Source organism: Nonomuraea gerenzanensis (assembly GCF_020215645.1).
GTDB lineage: Bacteria > Actinomycetota > Actinomycetes > Streptosporangiales > Streptosporangiaceae > Nonomuraea > Nonomuraea gerenzanensis.
The window spans coordinates 10,650,492-10,672,875 of sequence record NZ_CP084058.1 but is presented as its reverse complement, the minus strand read 5'-3'; the positions used below and the strand labels follow the sequence as shown (position 1 = coordinate 10,672,875).

Genomic DNA, 22,384 nt, shown 5'->3' with positions numbered 1-22,384 from the left:
CCCAGCCAAGCAAAGCGCACCGACAGAACGGGTCAAAGCCACCTCGCCCGGCACGCACGGCGACGAAACGCCTCAGATCCGCACCGGCGGTTACTGCGTCCAGCCCGCCGTGACGTCGAGGCGTTCGCGCCACAACTTCTCCCCGCCCCCGCCCGGCTCCCAGCGCGCGCAGAAGTCGAGCAGCCCGCGGCAGCGCTCGATCATGGTCGCGTGCCGCTCGGCCCAGGACGGGACGGGCTCCCCGTACGCGGCGAAGAAGTGCGGCAGCAGCGCCACGTGCTCGGGGTGGTGGCTGCGGACGATCCACTCCACCCACGCCAGGTCCTCCACCGGCCGCCCGGGGTGGGCCCACTCCCAGTCGAGGATCGCGGTGGTCTCGAAGGTGTCGGGGTGGAACAGCATGTTCTGCGGCCCGTAGTCGCCGTGCACGATGCCGAGCCGGTGGATGCGCGCCAGCATGCGCCCGCACTCGGTGAACACCTCCACCGCCCGGCCCTCGTCGAGGAGGTCCTGGCCGTGGGAGCCGTCGACGAAGCGAGTGGTCAGGCTGGTCGAGGTGACCTGGTGCACCCGGGGGACCGGGAGCCGGCCACGCAGGCGCCGCAGGTAGCGGCTCTCCGTGCTCAGCCTGAACGCCGCTTCGGGCCCCTCGTAGCACTTCACGACCAGGGCGCCGTCGCCGAACGTGCTGTTGGTGTACCCGTGCTTCACAAGGGACGATTCTGACGCATCCGCACCGCTGCCGGGCGCCTCGGCGCGCCATCCGCGCGGCTCCGATACACGATGTAAGGACGGAACAAATAGCCCAACGGGGCGGAAACCGCGTGCACCAAGCGGCTGAACGGGAAAAGTACGAACAGCGCCATCCCGATCAACGTGTGCACCTTGTAAAGAACACTCGCCTGCCCCATCGCCGCCGGGTCGGGCCGCAGCACGAAGATGCCGCGGAACCAGGGCGCGACCGTGGTCCGGTAGCTCACCTCGGTGGGTACGAACCCCGCCACCGTGGTCACCACCCCGGCGACGATCGAGGCCGCGAGCACCACGTACATCACCTTGTCGTTGACCGTGGTCGCCAGGAACACCGGGCCGGTGGTGCGGCGGCGGTAGATCAGCAGGGCGAGCGCGACCAGCGTGGCGATGCCCGCCAGGCCGCCCCAGATGAGCGCGTTGGCGTGGTAGGCCTCGTTCGACAGGCCGATGGCGTCGGTCCACGACAGCGGGATCAGCAGGCCGGTCACGTGCCCGACGATCACCACCAGCAGTCCGTAGTGGAACAGCGGGCTGGCCACGCGCAGCAGCGGGCTCTCGTAGAGCTGCGAGGAGCGGGTGGTCCAGCCGAACTTGTCGTACCTGTAGCGCCAGATCAGGCCGCCCACGAAGATCACCAGGGTGACGTACGGGGAGACGATCCAGAGCACGCTCTCCCCCCAGCTCACCGGTAACCACCCACGCTCTCGGCAGGCGGCCCGCCGGCCGCCAGGCGGGCCGCCGTGGCCCGGTCGGCGGCGCTGAGCGGCGGGAGCGCGGCGCAGACCGTGCCGATCACGTGCCGGTACGGCGAGTCACGCTCGGTCAGCGCGGCGAGCAGGAGCTCCAGCCCCGCCCGGTGCTCCTGCAGCAGCGCGGCGCCCGACGGGTCGCACGCGGCGAACTCCAGCATGACGGGCAGGAAGTCGGGCAGCTCGTCGTCCATCAGCTCCCAACCGGCCGCGCGGTAGCGCTGCTTCAGCGCGGCCAGCGACTCGCCCCGGCGGCGGGTGTCGCCGTCGGTGTAGTACGTCAGGTACAGGCAGCAGCGCCGCTGCAGGTCGAACGTGTCCACGTAGTGCCCGGCCAGCTCGCCCTGGCCCAGGTCGGCGACCAGCGCGAGGAACGCGGTGAAGTGCGGCTCGGCGGCCTGCCTGATCAGCGGGAGGCGGCGCCAGAAGCGTTCGTCGGGATAGGCGAGCAGGTGGGCGGCGGCCTGCCAGATCACCGGGCGCGTCATGGGTGCCTCCGCTTCGGCGGGAAGAGCCCCGCTGGGGTGCCCCGGCCGTCCCAGTTGAGCAGGTTCACCCGGTCGTGGGTGACCTCGTTGCTGGTCTGGCGCTCCTTGAGGCCGTGGAAGGTCTCGATCGAGACGGGCACCGGCCGGCCCGACGCCTCGCCGAACGGCTGCTGCATGCCGGGCCCGCCGTCGTAGTCGAGGCTGCAGCCGCCCTCCTCGACGACGCCCGGCACGTTGCCGTACGCGGTCGGGATCACGTAGCGGTCCTCGTACTTGGCCACGGCCAGCAGCCGGTACATGGCCTCCAGCTCCGGATCCTCCGGCGGCCGCTCGCCGAGGTTGACCGCCCGCATGTACGAGCGCATCTCGGCCAGGCGGCGCAGCGCGAACGTCACCGGCTCCGGGTCGCCCGCCGTGAACAGCTCGGCCAGGTACTCGATGGGGATGCGCAGGGCGTCGATGGCGGCGAACAGGTTGGTGGCGTCCTCGCCGTCGTGGCCGGTGCCGGACAGGGCGTCCACGACGGGGGAGAGCGGCGGGACGTACCAGACCATGGGCAGCGTGCGGTACTCCGGGTGCAGCGGGAGCGCGATGCGGTAGCGCTTGATCAGGTCGTAGACGGGCGACCTGCGGGCCGCCTCCAGCCAGTCGGCCGGCAGCCCCGCGGCCTCGGCGTCCGCGCTGTGCGGGTCGATGAACAGGTCGAGCTGCGCCTCGTACAGGTCGCGCTCGTCGGCGACGGAGGCCGCCTCCGTGACGCGGTCGGCGTCGTACAGCAGCACGCCGAGGTAGCGCAGGCGCCCCACGCACGTCTCCGAGCAGACCGTCGGCAGCCCCACCTCCACCCGGGGGTAGCAGAACGTGCACTTCTCCGCCTTGCCGGTCTTGTGGTTGAAGTACACCTTCTTGTACGGGCAGCCGGTCACGCACATCCGCCAGCCCCTGCACCGGTCCTGGTCCACCAGCACGATGCCGTCCTCGGCCCGCTTGTACAGGGCGCCCGACGGGCAGGAGGCCACGCACGACGGGTTCAGGCAGTGCTCGCAGATGCGCGGCAGGTAGAACATGTACGCCTGCTCGAACGACAGCCTGACATCCTCCGAGACCTTCTGCAGCACCGGGTCGGGGCTCGGGTCGCCGCCGAGGTTGTCGTCCCAGTTGGCGCTCCAGCCGATCTTCACCGGCTCGCCGCTGATCAGCGACCTCGGCGGCGCGACCGGGACGTCGCCGGAGAGCGGGGCGTCGGTGAGGTTCTCGTAGTCGTAGGTCCAGGGCTCGTAGTAGTCCTGGATGGAGGGCATGAGGGGGTTGGCGAAGATGGTCATCAGCTTGCGCAGCCGGCCTCCGGCGCGTGGCTTGAGCCTGCCCCCTCGGGTCAGCTTCCAGCCGCCCTGCCAGCGCTCCTGGTCCTCGTAGCGCCTGGGGTAGCCCTGGCCGGGGCGGGTCTCGACGTTGTTGAACCAGACGTACTCGACTCCCGGCCTGTTCGTCCAGGTCTGCTTGCAGGTGACGGAGCAGGTGTGGCAGCCGATGCACTTGTCCAGGTTCATCACCATGGCGATCTGGGCCATCGGCCTCATCAGTACCGCACCTCCTGTGACCTGCGCCGGATGGCGGTGATCTCGTCGCGTTGGTTGCCGGTGGGGCCCAGGTAGTTGAAGCCGTACGAGAGCTGGGCGTGGCCGCCGATCAGGTGCGTGGGCTTGATCAGGACCCTGGTGAGCGCGTTGTGGATGCCGCCGCGCCGGCCCGTCGCCTCCGACTTCGGCACGTCGATCAGGCGGTCCTGGGCGTGGTACATGTACACGGTGCCCTTCGGCATGCGGTGGGTGACGATCGCCCTGGCCACGACCACGCCGTTGCGGTTGACCGCCTCGACCCAGTCGTTGTCGGCGATGCCTAGGCCGGCGGCGTCCTCGGTGGAGATCCAGATCGTCGGGCCGCCCCGGGAGAGCGAGAGCATCAGCAGGTTGTCCTGGTACTCGGAGTGGATCGACCACTTGCTGTGCGGGGTGAGGTAGCGCAGGGTGCCGCTCTCGCCGTACAGCGCGGCCAGGTCCAGCGGGGGGCGGTAGATCGGCAGCGCCTCGCCGTACTCGTGCATCCAGTCGTGGTCGAGGAAGAAGTGCATGCGGCCGGTCAGCGTGTGCCAGGGCTTGCCCTGCTCGACGTTGATCGTGAAGGGGGAGTAGCGGCGCCTGTGCGACTCCTTGCCCGACCACTCGGGGCTGGCGGCGACGTGGACGGGCCTGGCCTGCGTGTCGCCGAAGACGATGCGGTGGTCCTCGTGGATCAGCTCCTCGAAGCTGGCGCCCGTCCGCTGGGCGAGCTGGCGGAAGCCCTGCGCGGCCAGCCTGCCGTTGCTGACGCCCGACAGGGCGAGGATCGTCTCGCACGCCTTGGTCGCGGTGTCCAGCTCCGGCCTGCCCTTGGCCACGCCGCGCGGCACCAGGCCGCAGCGCTGGCCCAGCCAGGTCACCTCCTCGTCGGGCAGGAACGTCACGCCCTTGACCGGGATGCCGAGCTGCTCCGTGAGCGGGCCGAGCGCGGCGAGCTTCTCGGCCGTGGCGCCGTAGTCGCGCTCCACCACCTTCAGGCCGAAGGCCGCGCTGCCCGCCAGCTCGGTGGGGGTGTCGTGCTGGTGCGCCACCGCCACGACGTCCCTGCGCACGCCCAGGTGGTCCCTGGCCAGCTCGCTGAAGGAGCGGGCGATGGCGTGGAAGACGGCGAAGTCCGTCCTGGTCTCCCAGGGCGGGTTGATGGCCGGGTTGAAGGCGTGCACGAACGGGTGCATGTCCGTCGAGGAGAGGTCGTACTTCTCGTACCAGGTGGCGGCGGGCAGCACGACGTCGGAGAAGACGGTGGAGCTGGTCATCCTGAAGTCCAGGGTGACCAGGAGGTCCAGCTTGCCCTTCGGGGCCTGAGGGTCCGGGTGCTCCAGGTTGGACTGCGCGCCGAGCAGATGGTGCAGGAAGTACTCGTTGCCCTTGGCGGAGGAGCCGAACAGGTTCGAGCGCCACAGGGTGAGCACGCGGGGCCAGTTGCGCGGGTCGTCAGGGTCCTGCGCGGCGAGCCTGAGCGTGCCCGCTGCCAGCTCGGCCCTGGTGGCGGCGATGGGATCCGCGGCGTCGCCGAGGTCGAGCGGGTTGCGGTCGAAGGTGGGCGCCATCGGCATCCAGCCGTTGCGCACCGACTCCGTCACCAGGTCGGCGGTGTGCTTGCCGCGGAAGTCGCCCCTGGCCAGCGGGCTGGTCAGGTCGCCGGCGTCGAAGTGGTCGTAGCGCCACTGATCGGTGTGCAGGTACCAGAACGTGGTGCCGGGGACCTGCCTCGGCGGCCTGGCCCAGTCGAGCGCGCCCGCCATGAGCTGCCAGCCGGCCAGCGGGCGGCACTTCTCCTGGCCGACGTAGTGCGCCCAGCCGCCGCCGTTGCGGCCCTGGCAGCCGGTCAGCAGGAGCAGCGACAGGAACGCGCGGTAGATCGTGTCGCCGTGGAACCACTGGGTGGTGCCCGCCCCCAGGATGATCATGCAGCGGCCCCGGGTGGCCTCGGCCGTCCTGGCGAACTCCCTGGCGATCTTGACCGCTCTGGCGGCGGGGACGCCCGTGATGGGCTCCTGCCAGGCCGGCGTGTACGGCTCGGCGGGGTCGTCGTAGTCGCTGCCGACGCCGTACTGGGCCAGCAGGAGATCGAAGACCGTGGTGACCAGCCTGCCGCCCACCCGGGCGGTGGGGACGCTCCTGCGCGTGGAGTGGCCGCCGTCGAAGCGGGGCAGCAGCACCTCCGCCTCCTCGCCGCCGCGCAGGCTGAGCTTCGGGGACGTGTCCAGGTCCAGGTTCCAGCGGCCCAGGCCGGAGTCGGTCCAGCGGAACCCGGCCGAGCCGTTCGGCACCACCGGCTCGCCGGTCTCCGCCATGAGCACGGTCTTCCACTCGGCCGCCTCCTCCGCCGAGCCGAGGTCGCGGGCCGTGAGGAACCTGCCGGGCACGTACGCGCCGTCGCGCTCCTCCAGCGTGACCAGGAACGGCAGGTCGGTGAAGCGCTTGACGTAGTCGGTGAAGTACGGCGTCTCGCGATCGACGAAGAACTCCCTGAGCAGCACGTGCCCCATCGCCATGGCCAGGGCCCCGTCCGTGCCGGGCCGCACCGCGAGGAACTCGTCGGCGAACTTGGCCGCGTCGCTGTAGTCGGGGGAGACCACCACGACCTTCTGGCCCCGGTAGCGGGCCTCGGCCATCCAGTGGGCGTCCGGCGTGCGGGTGACCGGCACGTTGGAGCCCCACATCACCAGGTACGCGGCGTCCCACCAGTCCGCCGACTCCGGGACGTCGGTCTGGTCGCCGAACACCTGGGGGGAGGCGACCGGGAGGTCGGCGTACCAGTCGTAGAAGGAGAGCATGGCGCCGCCGATCAGCGACACGAAGCGGGCGCCGGTGGCGTGGGAGACCATGGACATGGCCGGGATGGGGGAGAACCCGGCGACCCGGTCGGGGCCGTACGCCTTGATGGTGTGCACGTGGGCGGCGGCGATCAGCTCGGTGGCCAGCTCCCAGGAGACGCGGACGAGGCCGCCGCGACCCCGGGCGGATTGGTATTTTTCCCGCTTTTCCGGATTTGTCGTGATTTCTGCCCAGGCGGCGACCGGGTCGCCCAGGCGCTGCCTCGCCTCGGCGTACATCTCGACCAGCACGCCCCTGGCGTACGGGAAGCGGACCCGGGTCGGCGAGTAGGTGTACCAGGAGAAGGCGGCGCCGCGCGGGCAGCCGCGCGGCTCGTACTCGGGGCGGTCGGGGCCGACGCTCGGGTAGTCGGTCTCCTGCGTCTCCCACGTGATGATGCCGTCCTTGACGTACACCTTCCACGAGCAGGAGCCCGTGCAGTTCACGCCGTGCGTGGACCTGACCACCTTGTCGTGGCTCCAGCGGTCGCGGTAGAACGCGTCGCCCTCGGTGCCGCCCTTCAGGAAGAGGGTGTGCAGGTCGCCGCTGGTGGTCGACCGGCGTAGGAAGCGGCCGGTCTTCAGCAGGAGTTCCTCGGCGGTCATACCCCCACTTCATCACAGATAGTGACCCTCTGTTACACAGGGTGTATGTCTGAGCTTCGTAAAGGTTCCGAGCTGCGCAGGGGACAGGTGCGGAACCTGGCTCTGGCCACGGTGGCGTTCGCGGTGACGTTCTGGGCGTGGAACCTCATCGGGCCGCTGTCCGGCAGCTACAACCGGATGCTGGACCTGTCGCCCACCCAGACCTCGCTGCTGGTGGCGATCCCGGTGCTGGTCGGCTCGCTGGGGCGGATCCCGATGGGGATGCTGGCCGACCGGCTCGGCGGGCGGCGCATGTTCGCGATCATCTGTTTCGTCTCGATCGTGCCCGTGCTCTTCGTGGGCTGGTCCGACTCGTACGGGTGGCTGCTGTTCTGGGGGTTCCTGCTGGGCATCCCCGGCACCTCGTTCGCGATCGGGATCCCGTTCGTCAACGCCTGGTACGAGCCCGAGCGCCGGGGTTTCGCGACCGGCGTGTTCGGGGCCGGCATGGGCGGCACCGCGCTGTCGGCGTTCTTCACCCCGCGCCTGGTCGAGGACTTCGGCCGGGCGCAGGCGCACCTGCTCGTCGCGGCGGTGCTGGCCCTGATGGGCATCGTCATGCTGGGCGGCAGCCGCGACTCGCCCCGCTGGTCGCCCGCCACCGGCTCGGCGCTGCCGCGCATGCGGGAGGCCATGAAGATCAAGGCGACCTGGCAGTGCGCGTTCCTCTACGCGGTCGCCTTCGGTGGGTTCGTGGCGTTCTCCACCTACCTGCCGACGCTGCTGCAGAACGTCTACCACTTCGCCCAGACCGACGCCGGGCTGCGTACTGCTGGGTTCTCCATCGCCGCCGTGCTGTCCAGGCCGCTCGGCGGGACGGTCGCCGACCGGATCGGGCCCGTCAAGGTGCTGGCGATCTCGTTCGCGGGGACCGCGCTGATGGCGCTCGTGCTGGTGCTGCGGCCGCCGCTCGAGGTGCCCGCCGGGCTGAGCTTCGTGCTCATGGCGTTCTTCCTCGGGCTGGGCACCGGCGGGGTGTTCGCGCTGGTGGCCCAGGTGGTGGACGCGTCCAGGGTGGGCACCGTGACCGGGCTGGTCGGCGCGGCGGGCGGGCTCGGCGGGTACTTCCCGCCCCTGGTGATGGGGGTCGTCTACGCCGCCACCGGGGCGTACACCGTGGGTTACGTCCTGCTGGCCGTCACGGCGGTGGTGGCGCTGGTGTACACCTTGCGGGCGTTCCCACGGTGACGAAAATCATTTGCCGGGCCGGGGGACACCTTGTCAAGGTTGTGAGGTTATGCGCTCCCTTCCTGAGGCCGATCCCGGCGTGCCCGACATCCGCAGCCCGCTCCGCTACCTGTGGTGGAACGCGCGGCGGCAGGCTGTCCCCCTGCTCGCGGGCATCGGCTACGCCAGCCTGTGGTGGCTGGTGCAGGCCCTCATGCCGACCGTGCTCGGGAAGGGCATCGACGCCGTCACCGCCAAGGACACCCGCGCGCTGCTGGTGTGGTCGGCGATCCTGTTCGGGCTCGGGCTGGTGCAGGCGTTCACCGGGATCATGCGGCACCGGAGCGCCGTCTACAACTGGCTGGCCGCCGCCTACCGCACCGTGCAGCTCACCTCCAGACAGGCCGCCAGGCTCGGCGCCACGCTGCCGAAACGGCTGACCACCGGCGAGGTCGTCAGCGTCGGCAACTCCGACATCGCACACATCGGCAGCTCCATGGACATCCTGCTGCGCGGCGTCGGCTCGATCCTGGCCATCGTCACCGTCACTGTGATCCTCATCTCCACCTCGCTGCCGCTCGGGCTGCTCGTGCTGTTCGGCGTGCCGCTCATGGCCGTCGCCGTCGGGCCGCTGCTGCGTCCCCTGCACCGGCGGCAGCAGGCGCAGCGGGAGCTGGCAGGCGAGCTGTCCACCCGCGCCGCCGACATCGTGGCCGGGCTGCGCGTGCTGCGCGGCATCGGCGGCGAGCAGGTCTTCGCCGCGCGCTACCGCACCGAGTCGCAGCGCGTGCGCCGGGCCGGGGTGGGCGTCGCCGGTGTCGAGTCGGTGCTCGAAGGCGCCCAGATCGTGCTGCCCGGCCTGCTCATCGCGATCGTCACCGGCGTCGGTGCCTCCTTCGCCGTCGCCGGCGACATCCCCACCGGGCAGCTCGTCGCCTTCTACCTGTACGCGGTGTTCCTCATCGGGCCCATGCGCACCCTGACCGAGGCCGCCGACAAACTCACCAAGGGGCACGTGGCCGCCGGGCGGGTGATCAGGATCCTGTCACTCGAGCCCGAGATCACCGGCGGCACCGGCCTCGGCGAGGGCGGCGTGCTGCGCGACTCCTACAGCGGTGTAACGCTCCAACCCGGCACGCTCACCGCCGTCGCCGCCGACGTGCCCGGCGACGCCATCGCCATCGCCGACCGGCTCGGCCGCTACACCGAGGGCGACGTCACGTTCGGCGCGGTGGAGCTGCGTACGCTGCCGCTGGAGCAGGTGCGCTCACGGATCCTGGTCGCCGACAACGGCGCCCGGCTGTTCAACGGCCGGCTGCGCGACGAGCTGGACGTGCGCGGCACCGCCACCGACGCGCAGCTGCGCGAGGCCCTGGAGGCCGCCTGCGCCACCGACATCGTCGAGGCCCTGCCCGACGGGCTCGACGCCCAGGTGGCCGAGGCGGGGCGCGAGTTCTCCGGCGGGCAGCAGCAGCGGCTGCGGCTGGCCAGGGCGCTGGTGACCGACCCCGAGGTGCTCATCCTGGTCGAGCCCACCAGCGCCGTCGACGCCCACAGCGAGGCCCGCATCGCCGAACGCCTGGCCAAGGCGCGCTCCGGGCGCACCACCATGGTCTGCACCACCAGCCCGCTCGTGCTCGACCGGGCCGAGCACGTGATCTACGTCCAGCACGGCCGCGTCCTGGCCGAGGGCACCCACCGGCAACTGCTGGACGGCTGCCCCGAGTACACCGCGACCGTCACCCGAGGGGAGGACTGATGGCCCGGGAGATCCTGCCGATCGCCGATCGCCGGCAGGTGCGCGCCTACGCCAGGCGGCTCACGCTCAAGTACCCGCGCCGGCTCGCGCTCGCCCTCGTCCTGCACGGCCTGGCCGCCGTCGCCGGGCTGGTCGTCCCGTGGCAGCTCGGCGCGCTGGTGGAGAGGATCCAGTACGGCCACGAGGTGAACGTCGCCGTCGTGGCCGCCGCCATCGGCGCCTTCCTGCTGCTGCAGGGCGTCCTGATCCGGTACGCGGTGCTGGCCTCCGCCAGGCTCGGCGAGAAGGTGCTGGCCGAGCTGCGCGAGGAGTTCGTGGACCAGGTGCTCGGCCTGCCGCTGTCCACCGTCGAGCGGGCCGGGTCCGGCGACCTGATCACCCGTACCTCCCGCGACGTGGACGCCCTGTCGCGCACCGTGCGGCACGCCGTGCCGGAGACGCTGATCGCCATCGTCACGTTCGTGATCACCATCGGGGCGCTGATGCTGGTCAGCCCGCTGCTCATGCTGCCGATGCTGGCGGCGGGGCCGGTGTTGTGGATCGCCACCCGGTGGTACCTGCGGCGGGCCCGCGACGGCTACCTGCGCGAGAACGCCGCCTACGCCGACGTGACCGAGGGGCTGGCCGAGACGGTCGAGGGCGCCAGGGCCGTGGAGGCGCTGGGGCTGCGGGAGCGGCGCAGGGAGCGTACGGACCGGGACATCGCCCGCTCCTACGCGGCCGAGCGCTACACGCTCGGCCTGCGCACCACCTGGTACCCCGCCGTGGAGCTGGGCTACGTCATCCCCGTGGTGGCCGCCCTGCTGGTCGGCGGCCTGTTCTACACCAACTCGTGGGTGACGCTGGACCAGGTCGTCACCGCCACCCTGCTCGCCCAGCAGCTCATCGACCCGCTCGACCGGTTCCTGATGTGGGTGGACGAGCTGCAGGTGGGCGCGGCGTCGATGGCGCGGCTGCTGGGGGTGGCCAACGTCTCCGACGACCGTACGGTGACCTCCGCGCGGCCCTCGGGTGAGCTGCTGGAGGCGTCCGGGGTCCGCTACGCCTACCGCGAGGGGCGCGACGTGCTGCACGACGTGTCGCTGACCGTCCAGCCCGGCGAGCGGCTGGCCATGGTCGGGCCGTCGGGCGCCGGCAAGTCCACCCTCGGGCGGCTGCTGGCGGGCATCCACGGGCCGCGCACCGGCTCCGTCACCGTGGGCGGCGTGCCGCTGGTGCACCTGCCGCTGGACGACCTGCGCGGGCACGTCGCGCTCGTCACCCAGGAGCACCACGTGTTCAAGGGCACGCTGCGCGACAACCTGCTCATCGCCCGCCCCGACTCCACCGACGCCGCCGTGCTCAAGGCCCTGGAGGCGGTGGACGCGCTCGACTGGGTGCGCGGGCTGCCCGACGGGCTCGACACCGAGGTGGGCTCGGGCGGGCTCGCGGTGCCGCCCGCCCAGGCGCAGCAGCTCGCCCTCGCCCGGCTGGTCCTGGCCGATCCGCACACGCTCGTCCTCGACGAGGCCACGTCGCTCATCGATCCGCGTGCGGCGCGGCATCTGGAGCGGTCGCTGGCGGCCGTGCTGGAGGGGCGGACGGTGATCGCCATCGCGCATCGGCTGTATACGGCGCATGACGCTGATCGGGTGGCTGTGGTGGAGGATGGGCGGATCAGTGAGCTGGGGTCGCATGAGGAATTGGTGGCGGAGGGCGGGTCGTACGCGGCGTTGTGGAGCAGCTGGCACGGCAGCCCGAGCAGGACGTCCTGAGCCTTCGAGGTCAGCCCCGGCCTCCCGCTTCCGGCTTCCCGCTTCCGGCCTCCCGCTTCCGGCCTCCCGCTTCGGACCTCAGCCCTTGGTGCTCTCACCCGGCGCCTTCACTCGGCGACCAGGTCCTCCGGGGCGGCTCGGGCGAGGTCGGCCAGCGTGCTCAAGGCGCGGGTCAGGACGTCCGGCGGAGGAGAGGCCAGCCCGAGCCGGACGGCGTTCGGCGCGCTGTTGCGCCCGACGGCGAAGGCGGCGGCCGGAGTGACACCTATGCCGTAACGGGCGGCGGCGGCCACGAACGTGTCGGCCCGCCACGGCGGCGGCAACTCCCACCAGCAGTAGTACGAGCGCGGATCACTACGCACGGCGAACCCGGCCAGACACCGGGCGGCGATCTCCTGACGCATGGCCGCGTCCCGCCGCTTGGCCCGGGCGATCGACCGCGCGGTGTCGTCCGTGAGCCACCGGGTGGCCGCCTCCAGCGCGAACCGCATCGGCGTCCACCCGCCGGAGCGCAGCGCCGCCGCCACGCGCGGGACGGCGGCGCCGGGCATGACGGCGAACCCGAGCGACAGGCCGGGCGCGAGCCGCTTGGACAGGCTGTCGACGAGGACGGTGCGCTCCGGGGCGAACGCCGCCAGAGGCGGCAGGTCGTCATGCAGGAACGACCAGATGGAGTCCTCGATCGCGGGCACGTCCAGCCGGGCGAGCAGCCGCGCCAGCTCGGCCCGGCGCTCCACCGGCATGCTGATCGACAACGGGTTGTGCATCGTCGGCTGCACGTAGATCGCCTTGAGCGGAGCCTTGCGCGCCGCCGCCTCCACAGCAGCCGGATCCAGCCCGCCCTCGTCCACCCGCAGCGGGACGAGCGTCACCCCGGCCCGCGCCGCCAGCCCCTTGAGCACCGGATAGGTCAGCTCCTCCACCCCGAGCCGCGCTCCGGCGGGAACCAACGCGGCCAGTGCCGCCGCGATCGCCTGGCGACCGTTGCCCGCGAACAGCACCTGCTCGGGGTCCGGCCGCCACTGCGCGCGAGCGAGCAGGTCCGCGACGCCGCGCCGCGCCGCGGGGGTGCCCGCCGCGCCGACGGGCTTCATGGACGACTCCAGCACGTCGGCACGCAGCAACGGGCTGATGCCGTCGGCCAGCAGCTTCGACTGCTCGGGGACGACGGGATAGTTCAGCTCCAGGTCGATCCGGCTGCTGGTGGGCTCGACCAGCGCCGGGCCGGGCTGCGGGGCGGCGGCCCGTACGAACGTGCCGCGCCCCACCTCCCCGACGGTCAGCCCACGTCCGGCCAGCTCCCGATAGACGCGAGCGGCGGTGGAATCGGCGATGCCATGCCGCCGCGCGAACACCCGCTGCGGCGGCAACCGATCCCCGGCCCGCAACCTTCCGGCCGCGATGTCGGCGGCCACCTCATCCGCGATCCGCCGAAAATCCTCCATGCCTCCTCATCCAAACACAACATTGACCCGAGTGCAATCCTTCCTATTGCACCGAGATTGCCCCCTCGATAGCTTCGCTGCCATGGTCGAACAAAGTGCGGTGCTCGGCGTGGTGCTCGTGGCCCTCGGCATGGTGCTGTCCCCGGGCCCGAACATGCTCTATCTCGTCTCCCGCAGCACCAGCCAAGGCCGGCGGGCAGGCGTCATCTCCCTGGCCGGCGTCGCAGCCGGCTTCCTCGTCTACCTGGTGGGCGCCAACCTGGGCCTGGCGGTCCTGTTCGCCGCGTTCCCGGAGCTCCTGACCGTCATCCGTATCGCGGGTGCCCTGTACCTGCTGTGGCTGGCCTGGAAGACGCTCAAGCCCGGCGGCCAGTCGGTCTTCGCCGCCCGGGAGCTGCCGCCCGACTCGCCCCGCAGGCTCTTCCTGATGGGGCTGATGACCAACCTCCTCAACCCGAAGATCGCCCTTCTCTACATCTCGATCATTCCGCAGTTCGTCGATCTCGACCGGGGGGACGTGCTGCTCCAGGGCATCATCCTGGGCTGTGTCCAGGTAACGGTCGCCCTCCTGGTCAACCTCTCGATCGTGGTGGCGGCGGGAGGCATCGCGGGCTTCCTCGCCACCCGCCCTTCCTGGCTCCGCCTCCAACGCCTCACCATGGGCTCCCTCCTCGCCGTCCTCGCCCTAACCCTCGCCTTCTCCTGACCACCCCACCTCTGCACCCCGCACATTCCATCCCGGCACCCCTCTTGCGCCAGCCGTCTCCTGCGCCCGGCCGTCTCCTGCGCCAGGCCGCCTCCCGCGCCCAGCCACCTCCCGCACCTCGCGCCCCTGCACTGGCCACCGCCTGCGCATGTCTCGTCGGACATCCCTTGCTCTCACACCGCCTGCGCCGGCACCTCTCGCGCCGGCACCTCCACACCCGGCACCCCCACACCTGGCCCGCCCTCCTCCCTCCCGAACCACGTTCGCACGAGCCAAGCCCGACGCAATCCGCCCACAGTCCATCAACCCGTAGTCCGACACCTCACCCCAAAGACCAAACCGTGGTCCGACGCGATCCGCCCACCTACTCCGGCATCGTGAACGCCATGCTCAAGCCCCTCACCCTCACCCTCGCCCTGCTCACCACAGCCCTACACCCGTGGCAGACCATCACCCCCACCACCGGCACAAGCCCACTCACCTGGCAACCATGCCCCCAAGACCAGACCACCGGCATGGAATGCACCGACCTCCCCGTCCCCGCCGACTGGCAGAAACCCGAAGGCCGCAAGATCACCCTCAAGCTCGGCCGCCTGCAGGCCACCGGCACCGCGAAGGGCTCCGTCCTGGTCTCCTACGGCGGCCCGGGCGCCCCGGGCATCGCCATGACCCGATCAGTCCAGAGCTGGTGGACCGACCTACGCAAAAGCATGGACATCATCACGTGGGACACCCGCGGCTACGGCAGCGACCAGTTCCAGGGCCTCAGCACAGGCCTCCCTTGCACCTGGACCCGCATCCCCATCGCCGACCTCCCGCGCGACGACGCCGACTTCGGCCGCCTGTCCGACACCAACCGCGGCTACGCCGAGGCCTGCCGCCTGAAGGACCCCGAGCTGTTCGCCAACATGAGCTCGGCCGACCACGCCAGAGACATGGAGGCCATCCGGAAGGCGCTGGGCACCGACAAGCTCAACTACTACGGCGCCTCCTACGCCGGCTTCTTCGGCCAGGCCTACGCCCGCCTCTTCCCGGGCAACCTCCGCACGATGGTCCTGGACGGCACCTGGAACCACAGCGCCGCCGACTGGTCCCGAGAGCTCGAAGCCATGGCCGCCACGAACGAGCAGTCCCTGCGGCGCTTCTTCACCTGGTGCGCCACCAACGGCTGCAAGGACGTACCGGCCCTCTGGCGCAAGCTGATCACCCGATCGACCGACACCCCCGTCCCCACCAAGACACCGAACGTCGCCTACAAGGCCGGCGACCTCCAGTCCTTCGCCGTCGGCCTGGCCCGCCAGGGCGCCCCGGTCTGGCCCAAGCTGGCCGCCGCGATCCGCAAGGCGAGCAAGGGCGACGCCTCCGACTTCGTCCCCGCCAAGGGCTCCCGCTACCCCGACCAGGCCACCCCCGTCACGGAATGCACGGACTGGCCCCGTTTCACCAGCCTCAAGCAGCTGACCACCACGGTCGCCCGCCTCCGCAAGCTCGCTCCGAACGCCGGCGCCGCCAACACCTTCGCCACGAGCACCCTCAACTGCATCGGCTGGCCCGTCCCCGTCACCAACCCGCCCGCGGCCCTGCCCGACAACCTCCCCCCGCTGCTCGCCGCAGGCGCATGGGGCGAGTCGGAGGCCACGGAACGCATCCTCGCCCAGGTCCCAGACAGCGTCACGATCCACCACGACGGCCCCGGCCACACCCTCTACGGCGCGAACACCTGCGCCCGCGACCACATCAACCGCTACTTCACGGACCGCACCCTGCCGGCCCGCGCCACTCACTGCTGAGCACCCCCTTGACGCACACTTAGCCATAGTCTAACTCTAGTAACTGTTACTAGAGTTTAACTACAGCGACCCGCTCGCCGTGAGAGGTGTGCACTATGCTCAACATCGCCAACACCCAACAAGCCGAGGCCTGGAACGGTTGGGAGGGTCAGCACTGGGCCGACAACCCGGGCTACTACAACGGCATGCTCGACGGCTTCAACGAGGCCCTCTTCACCGCCGCCGCGATCCAGCCGGACGACCAGGTGCTGGACATCGGCTGCGGCACCGGCCGCACCACGCTGCTGGCGGCCGGCAGGGCGGCACGGGGCACCGCCCTGGGCATCGACCTGTCGGCCCCGATGCTGGAGCGCGCCCGCGCCGACGCCGCCGCGCAGGGCGTGACCAACGCCGTCTTCGAGCAGGGGGACGCCCAGGTCCACGCCTTCGCCGAAGGCAAGTACGACGTCGTCATCAGCCGCGGCGGCGTGATGTTCTTCGCCGACCTCGTCGCCGGCTTCACCAACATCGCCCGCGCCCTACGCCCAGGCGGCCGCCTGGCGATCATCACCTCGGTCCCCGGATCCCCGGACGGCGACTACGCCCGCGCCACCGCCGCCCTGCGCGACCACATGCGGGGCCCTTCCCCCGCCGCCCAGGGCATGATGTCCATGATCGACCCCGCCCGTATCCACCAGGTGCTGGCCGACGCCGGCTACACCGCCATCGACATGACGATCATCGAAGCCATGGAGAGCCTCGGCCGCACCGCCGACGAGGCGGCCACCAACATCTGCGCCATGGGCCCGGTCCGCTTCAACCTCTCCCACCTCGACGAACCGGCCATCGCCACCATTCGCGATGAGGTGCGCGAAGGGCTACGCCCCTACGAAACCCCGGAGGGCGTACAGCTACGCGCCAGGGTCCGCCTGACCACCGCCACCCGCCCTTGACGGAGCGCCTTCCAGCCACGGTCCTGGTGATGGCCGGGCAGGCACGATCGGTCCGTCGGGACGGCGGGTGCCGGCCGGTCCGCTGAACCGGACGGCACCAGGTCGGTTCGCGCTTGTGCCGAGGGTGGGGTAGCCGGTGTGGCGGCGCTGGGCGCCGCCGTAGAACGTGGCCTGCTCCGGCGCGTTCAGCGGCCGCCGGTTCGCAGGCGCACCTGCAGGCCGGGGTTGGTCGGCGCCGTGGTGGAGGTGGAGCGGGGCCAGGGCGGCGACCAGCGCCGGATGAAGCGTGTGGGCGTCGTGGTGTGCATGAGCTGGACGACGATGCGACCACCGGTGGCGTGCACTGCGTTGGTGGTGAGGAGTCCAGGGAGTCATCATGCAAGCCACGGCTTCACAGTGACGTGAGGACGCGGACGCGGTCGGCGGTGGCGCGTTGAGCGACGTCGGCCTTGAAGGCGATCGAGTCGAACTCGTGCGGGGCTCCGGGATGCAGGTGAAACTCGACCGGGACGCCCGCGCGGCTGAGTTTGGCCGCGTACGCGAGGTCCTCATCGCGGAAGACGTCGAGCTGGCCCACCTCGATGTAGGCAGGCGGAAGGCCGGTGGCGTCTTCAAGCCGGGCCGGAGCGGCGGTGGGCGGGACGCCGGGTCCGCCGGCAGCCTCGCCGAGCAGCGCCGGCCACGCGGTGCGGCTGTCGTCGTAGGACCACAATGCGTACGGCTCGATGTGGGGGTCGGGGGTGGTGGGACGGTCATCGAGCATCGGCATGATCAGAATCTGGTGGGCTATCTTCGGGCCGCCGCGCTCGCGGGTCAGGATCGCCAGCGCCGCTGCCACGCCGCCGCCGGCGCTGTCGCCCATCACCGCGATCCGGTCGCGGTCGACGCCCAGCTCGGGAGCACGGTCGTGCAGCCAGCGCAGCGCGGCATAGGCGTCCTCGAGTGGCGTCGGAAACGGGAACTCGGGCGCGCGGCGATACTCCACCGACAACATCGGCACGCCTGAGGCCGCCACGTAACGGGCGACCGGGCCGTCGAACAGGTCGATGTGACCGAAGATGTATCCGCCGCCGTGGAAGAAGACCACGGCCGAGCCCGGCGTCGCGCCGTCCTTGACGTACCAGCGCACTGTGATCTGCGCGCCATCGGCGGCGGTCACGGTGTGGTCGGTCATCGTGACATCGGCCGGCATGGGCTGGGCGTTGCTCGCGGCACCGATGATCGGTTCCCAGAAGGCGCGACGCCCCTCGATGTCGCCCACTTCCGGCCGCGCGGTCCCGGCCGTCGCCCCGGCCGTCGCATCGGCCATCAGGGCCAGCGCTTCGGCGATCTCGGGATCCAAAGACAAAGACATGACTGTTTCTCCTTCCGAGCGGGTCAGGCCGAGGGCGCGAGGACGGCGGTCTTGCCCGGCAGCTCGCCCGCGCCGGCCCGGGCGTGGAGTGCGGGCAGATCGGCCAGCGCCACCCGCTGGGCGACGTCGACGCGCAACTCGCCGGTGCTGACGCGAGCGACCAGGTCGGCGAGCTGGTCGGCGTCGCTGCGGACGAACAGGTCGATGCCGCGCACACTGCGCTCCTCGTCGGACGGGGCGGGCATCCAGACGGTGGTGTTGACCAGGGTGCCGCCGTCACGGACCAGCGTGACCAGTGCGGCCAGCCGTTCCGGGGCGACCGGCGCGAGGTTCAGGACGAGATCGACCGGCTCGGTCACCGCCGCCGTCACGTCGGTGGTGGTGTGGTCGATCACCTCGTCGGCGCCGACGGCCTTGACCCGCTCGGCGCTGCGTGGACTCGCCGTGGCGATCACGTGGGCACGGACCTCCTTGGCCAGCTGCACCGCGTATCCGCCGACCGCTCCGCCGGCGCCGTTGATCAGCACCCGCTGACCGGCGGTCAGCTTGCCGTGGTCGAACAGCGCCTGCCACGCGGTCAGACCCACCAGCGGCAACACTGCCGAGTCGGCCAGCGGGATGTTCTTGGGCGCCCCCGTCAAGATCTCCGCCGGCGCGATCACATACTCCGCGGCCGCGCCGGGTTGCGTCATCGGCAGCAGGCCGACGACCTGGTCGCCGACCGCGACGTCGTGCACGTCGTCACCGAGCGCGTCCACCGTGCCGGCGACGTCGATGCCGGGGGTGTGGGGAAGCTCGACCGGGATCGGGCCCTGCATGTAGCCCGCGCGGATGTTGCCGTCGACGCCGTTGAAGGACGTCGCGGCGACGCGAATGCGGACCTGGCCGGGTCCAGGGGTGGGCTGGGCCACGTCCTCGTACCGCAGGACCTCAGGACCGCCGAACTCGTGAAAACGTACTGCCTTCATTGCAGAACCTGCCTCTGTGAGTGCCGCCACGTGCTTCGAACGTGAAGCGATTCCGGCGCAGAGTGACCCTGCGGCCCGCTTCGCGTTGCGAAGGCGTCCAGCCCCGCGTCACCAGAGCTGCCCGGAGGCAGCCACTGAGTCCGCGGTCGCTGGAGACGTCACTCAATCTCGCAGGATCCGGCACGGCTAGCCTGGGCCAGGCTGGCCCACCTTGATGATGGCCGGCTCCCCGCCGTCGGAGACGATCTCAGCCAGGCGCGCCGCATCGGCCGAGCCCGGCGCCGCGGTGAGCATCAGAGCCGCCAGATCGTCGCCCGGGATGGCGAGCAGGTTGCCGACGAGCGTGACGGAGCCGCCGTCCGGATGGATGAACGCGGCACTGCTCTCGTAGGCCGCCACCGGTCGCGGCGCCCGCCACAAGGTGTCGAACAGGCGGCTTCGGCTCCGCATCTCGTCCACCAGCGCGGCAAGCGACGCGTCGGCGGGGTAGCGCAACAGCGCGCTCGTCAGGCGGGCGACCAGGACCGCCTGATGGTCGGTCGCGTCATCCGCAGACTGCTTGAAACCACTGAACGGGTCGCAGAACGTACGCCAGGCGATGTTCCACTCCCACGGGTCCCCGGTGAGCTCCCAATGCCCCAGAGCCATGAACGCACTGTTCACGGCGACGAGATTCATCGCCGCGTCGGAGACGAACATCGGAGTGTCCGTGAACCGCTCCAGCAGTCGCATCGCACCCGGACCGACTTCGTTCGGCACCTGCCCGTCCGCGGCGGCGTACCCGGCCAGCGCGCAGAGCCGTTCGTACTCCGCCCGTCCGATCCGCAACGCTCGGGCGATGGCGTTCACCACCCCGGCCGACGGATGGCTGCGCCCCTGCTCCAGCCGGCGTACGTAGTCCGCGGACATCCCCGCGAGCTCGCCGAGCTCTTCCCGCCGCAACCCTCGCACGCGCCGACGTCCGATCGGTAGCCCGACAGCCGCAGGCGCCGTACTCTCCCGCAACTGGCGCACCGCGGCACCAAACTCGTAACGTTCCACAGGCCCATAGTGCCCGGATTGTCCAGGCAGCAGGTAGCGGGCCCGGCCGCACCGACACCGCCCGGCAGCGGCAACACGTCCCTCCGGTCGCCCTTGCCGCGGATCCGCACCTGCCCGGCCGAGGAGGACCCCGCCCGGTCGAACCGTTCGCGCCGCCGGCGGTCATCGGCGAAGCCGGCGGCTCCCTGCGCGCCCGTGACGTGGCCATGGCCCTGGACCTGCCCCTGACGCGCGACGACATCCAGAACTCCGCGCCAAGCTCAAACGTCGGACCCCAGCCCCAGCCCCAGCCCTCAGACTGAGGCCTCGACCCCTCAGCCGAGCGACTTCTTCAAGAAGTCCACCTGCAGCAACAACAAGTTCTCCGCCACAACCTCCTGCGGCGTCATATGCGTAACCCCCGACAACGGCAACACACTGTGCTGCCGCCCAGCCGCAAGCAACGCAGAAGACAACCGCAGAGTGTGCGCAGCCACGACGTTGTCATCCGCCAGCCCGTGGATCAGCAACAACGGCCGCTCCAGCTTGCCCGCGTCCCCGAACAACGACGACTTGTCATACACGTCCGGCTGCTCCCCGGGATCCCCCAGGTACCGCTCGGTGTAGCAGGTGTCGTACAGCCGCCAGTCCGTAACCGGCGCCCCCGCCACGGCGGCGTGGAAGACGTCGGGTCGGCGCAGGACCGCGAGCGCCGCGAGGTAGCCGCCGAACGACCAGCCGCGGATGGCGACCCGGGTCAGGTCGAGATCGTCCGGGTACTGCTCGGCGACACCCTGGAGGGCGTCGATCTGGTCCTCCAGGGCGGGGGTGGCCAGGTCGTTCAGGACGGCGCGCTCCCACTCGGTGCCCCGGCCGGGGGTGCCGCGGCCGTCGGCGACGATGACGGCGAAGCCCTGCTCGGCGAACCACTGGCTCTCCAGGAAGGCGCCGCGCCGGTTGAGCACCCGCTGCGCGTGCGGCCCGCCGTACGGGTCCATCAGCACGGGCAGCTTGCCCGAGCCCTGCTCGTACCAGGAGGGCAGCACCACGGCGGTGGCCAGCTCGCGGCGGCCGGAACGGCCGAGGGAGACGCGCAGGTCGAGGCCGGGGCGTTCGGCGAAGGACGGGATCGGCACGGCCATGCCGTCGCGGCGGACGACCGTGGTGGAGACGCCCTCGTCGTCGATGCTCTGCTCGCTGAGCACGCCGACCCCGCCGGACATCCGCCCCGAGAACACCCCGGAACGGGTGGAGACGGGCAGCAGGGAGTGGCCGTCCCAGGTCCACAGGTGGATCTCGGTCGGGTCGCCGCTCGCGCTGAACAGCACGCTGTCGTGATCGACGTCGAGCACGGCCCGCACCTGCAGCGTCGGCGGGGTGACGGCGCGGTCGCCGACGAACAGCCGGTGACCGCCCTCGGCGTTGGCCACCCAGACCAGGGAGCCGTCGTCGAGGTGCGCGGGCACGCCGCCGACGATGTCGACCCAGGCCGGGTCGGTGTCCTCGCGCACCAGGGTGGAGGCGCCGGTCGCCGGGTCCACCGAGAACAGCCGCATCGTCCGCTGGTCGCGGGTCAGCGTCACGATCGACAGGGCGTGACTGTCCCACGCCGCCGTGGCGAGGTACTCCTCGTCGTACGGCACCGCCACCCGAGACCCGTCGAGCCCCAGCACGAACAGCTCGGTGCGCGCGTTGGGCGTGCCCGCCGCCGGGTAGCGCTGGGCCACCGGCGTGCGGTCGGGGTTGGCCGGGTCGGCGATGTGCCACACCCGGACGGGGGCCTCGTCGGCGCGCTCGACCAGGAGGGCGTCGCTCGACGGCGACCACCAGTAGCCGCGCATGCGGTCCATCTCCTCGGCGGCGATGAACTCGGCCAGGCCGTACGTCACCGTCTCCAGCTCCGGCGTGGCCAGCGCGCGGTCCTCGCCGGTGGACAGGCTCTGCACGCGCAGGGCGCCGTCGGAGACGTAGGCGACCTGCCGGCCGTCGGGGGACAGGCGGGGGTCGATGACCCGGCCGGAGGTGGAGAGCGCGCGGGTCTGGCCGCTCGCCAGCTCCACCACGTACAGCGCGCCGGACAGCGCGAAGCAGGCCCTGGTCAGCGCGGCGTCGGCGGCGTAGGCGACCACGCCGCCCGCGGCCTCGCGGCTGCGCTCGCGCCTGGCGCGCTCCTCGGGCGGCAGGTTCTCCTCGCCGGCGTCGAGCGCGCGCGGATCGACGACCAGGCGCTCGACGTGAGTCTCGGTGTCGAGCTCCCACAGGCAGGTCACCGGGTCGGTGCCCGACTTGGTGCGCAGGAACACCACCCGGCCGCCGTCCGGGGAGATCGTGAAGCCGCGGGGGACGCCCAGGGTGAAGCGGCGGGTCCTGGCGGACAGGCGCGGGAAGCTCTCGCTCATGGGTTCAATCCTGCCAT

17 protein-coding genes are annotated in these 22,384 nt (G+C 71.3%); 6 read left to right on the top strand and 11 right to left on the bottom strand.

Annotated elements, in window-relative coordinates; genetic code table 11:
* Window positions 1-90: 90 nt before the first annotated feature.
* Genes LCN96_RS49650 through LCN96_RS49630 form a run of 5 tightly spaced genes read right to left on the bottom strand, consistent with a single transcriptional unit; the run spans window position 91 to window position 7,034 of the window.
* Window positions 91-711, bottom strand: coding sequence for a phosphotransferase (locus LCN96_RS49650; protein WP_225269361.1), 621 nt, complete (start codon window positions 709-711; stop codon window positions 91-93).
* Entirely contained in the window at window positions 708-1,439 is a 732-nt protein-coding gene (gene narI, locus LCN96_RS49645) for a respiratory nitrate reductase subunit gamma (RefSeq protein ID WP_225269360.1), read from the bottom strand. Before narI ends, LCN96_RS49650 begins: the two co-directional genes overlap by 4 nt.
* Window positions 1,436-1,990, bottom strand: a complete 555-nt coding sequence (gene narJ / locus LCN96_RS49640) for a nitrate reductase molybdenum cofactor assembly chaperone (protein WP_225269359.1) — start codon at window positions 1,988-1,990, stop codon at window positions 1,436-1,438. The genes narI and narJ overlap by 4 nt, the downstream gene beginning before the upstream one ends.
* Window positions 1,987-3,570 (bottom strand): nitrate reductase subunit beta, encoded by a 1,584-nt coding sequence (gene narH / locus LCN96_RS49635; protein WP_225269358.1) that lies wholly within the window; start codon window positions 3,568-3,570, stop codon window positions 1,987-1,989. Before narH ends, narJ begins: the two co-directional genes overlap by 4 nt.
* Window positions 3,570-7,034, bottom strand: a complete 3,465-nt coding sequence (locus LCN96_RS49630) for a nitrate reductase subunit alpha (protein WP_225269357.1) — start codon at window positions 7,032-7,034, stop codon at window positions 3,570-3,572. Before LCN96_RS49630 ends, narH begins: the two co-directional genes overlap by 1 nt.
* A gap of 45 nt (window positions 7,035-7,079) precedes the next feature.
* On the opposite strand from LCN96_RS49630, the gene LCN96_RS49625 reads away from it, so the two are divergent.
* From LCN96_RS49625 to LCN96_RS49615, 3 genes are read left to right on the top strand one after another with little or no spacing between them, the layout of a single operon-like run.
* A complete protein-coding gene (locus LCN96_RS49625; protein WP_225269356.1) occupies window positions 7,080-8,261 on the top strand; it encodes an MFS transporter in 1,182 nt (393 codons plus the stop codon).
* A gap of 49 nt (window positions 8,262-8,310) precedes the next feature.
* Window positions 8,311-9,999: an ABC transporter ATP-binding protein gene (locus LCN96_RS49620; protein WP_225269355.1), complete on the top strand. Its 1,689-nt coding sequence runs from the start codon at window positions 8,311-8,313 to the stop codon at window positions 9,997-9,999.
* Window positions 9,999-11,753: an ABC transporter ATP-binding protein gene (locus tag LCN96_RS49615; RefSeq protein WP_225269354.1), complete on the top strand. Its 1,755-nt coding sequence runs from the start codon at window positions 9,999-10,001 to the stop codon at window positions 11,751-11,753. Before LCN96_RS49620 ends, LCN96_RS49615 begins: the two co-directional genes overlap by 1 nt.
* Before the next feature lie 107 nt (window positions 11,754-11,860).
* On the opposite strand, the gene LCN96_RS49610 is transcribed toward LCN96_RS49615, so the two are convergent.
* Window positions 11,861-13,198, bottom strand: coding sequence for an aminotransferase-like domain-containing protein (locus LCN96_RS49610; protein WP_225269353.1), 1,338 nt, complete (start codon window positions 13,196-13,198; stop codon window positions 11,861-11,863).
* 82 nt (window positions 13,199-13,280) lie between these two features.
* Between LCN96_RS49610 and LCN96_RS49605 the strand changes: the two genes are divergently transcribed.
* From LCN96_RS49605 to LCN96_RS49595, 3 genes are all read left to right on the top strand, one after another.
* Window positions 13,281-13,904: a LysE family translocator gene (locus LCN96_RS49605; RefSeq protein ID WP_225269352.1), complete on the top strand. Its 624-nt coding sequence runs from the start codon at window positions 13,281-13,283 to the stop codon at window positions 13,902-13,904.
* A 341-nt stretch (window positions 13,905-14,245) separates the two neighbouring features.
* Window positions 14,246-15,694 (top strand): alpha/beta fold hydrolase, encoded by a 1,449-nt coding sequence (locus tag LCN96_RS49600; RefSeq protein ID WP_225269351.1) that lies wholly within the window; start codon window positions 14,246-14,248, stop codon window positions 15,692-15,694.
* A 95-nt stretch (window positions 15,695-15,789) separates the two neighbouring features.
* Window positions 15,790-16,626: a class I SAM-dependent methyltransferase gene (locus LCN96_RS49595; RefSeq protein ID WP_225269350.1), complete on the top strand. Its 837-nt coding sequence runs from the start codon at window positions 15,790-15,792 to the stop codon at window positions 16,624-16,626.
* Between the two features lie 185 nt (window positions 16,627-16,811).
* Here the strand turns inward: LCN96_RS49595 and LCN96_RS49590 are convergent, their stop codons facing one another.
* The 5 genes from LCN96_RS49590 to LCN96_RS49570 form a co-directional block, all read right to left on the bottom strand.
* Window positions 16,812-16,970 carry a hypothetical protein gene (locus LCN96_RS49590; protein ID WP_225269349.1) on the bottom strand — a complete coding sequence of 53 codons (159 nt, stop codon included), beginning with the start codon at window positions 16,968-16,970 and terminating at the stop codon, window positions 16,812-16,814.
* A 47-nt stretch (window positions 16,971-17,017) separates the two neighbouring features.
* Window positions 17,018-17,980 carry an alpha/beta hydrolase gene (locus LCN96_RS49585; protein ID WP_225269348.1) on the bottom strand — a complete coding sequence of 321 codons (963 nt, stop codon included), beginning with the start codon at window positions 17,978-17,980 and terminating at the stop codon, window positions 17,018-17,020.
* 23 nt (window positions 17,981-18,003) lie between these two features.
* Window positions 18,004-18,948: an NADP-dependent oxidoreductase gene (locus LCN96_RS49580; protein WP_225269347.1), complete on the bottom strand. Its 945-nt coding sequence runs from the start codon at window positions 18,946-18,948 to the stop codon at window positions 18,004-18,006.
* A 186-nt stretch (window positions 18,949-19,134) separates the two neighbouring features.
* The gene (locus LCN96_RS49575; RefSeq protein ID WP_225269346.1) at window positions 19,135-19,989 is read right to left on the bottom strand and encodes a helix-turn-helix domain-containing protein; all 855 of its coding nucleotides are present in this window, start codon (window positions 19,987-19,989) and stop codon (window positions 19,135-19,137) included.
* Between the two features lie 314 nt (window positions 19,990-20,303).
* On the bottom strand, window positions 20,304-22,367 hold the full coding sequence (locus tag LCN96_RS49570) for a S9 family peptidase (RefSeq protein ID WP_225269345.1): 2,064 nt from the start codon (window positions 22,365-22,367) through the stop codon (window positions 20,304-20,306).
* Between the last annotated feature and the right edge of the window lie 17 nt (window positions 22,368-22,384).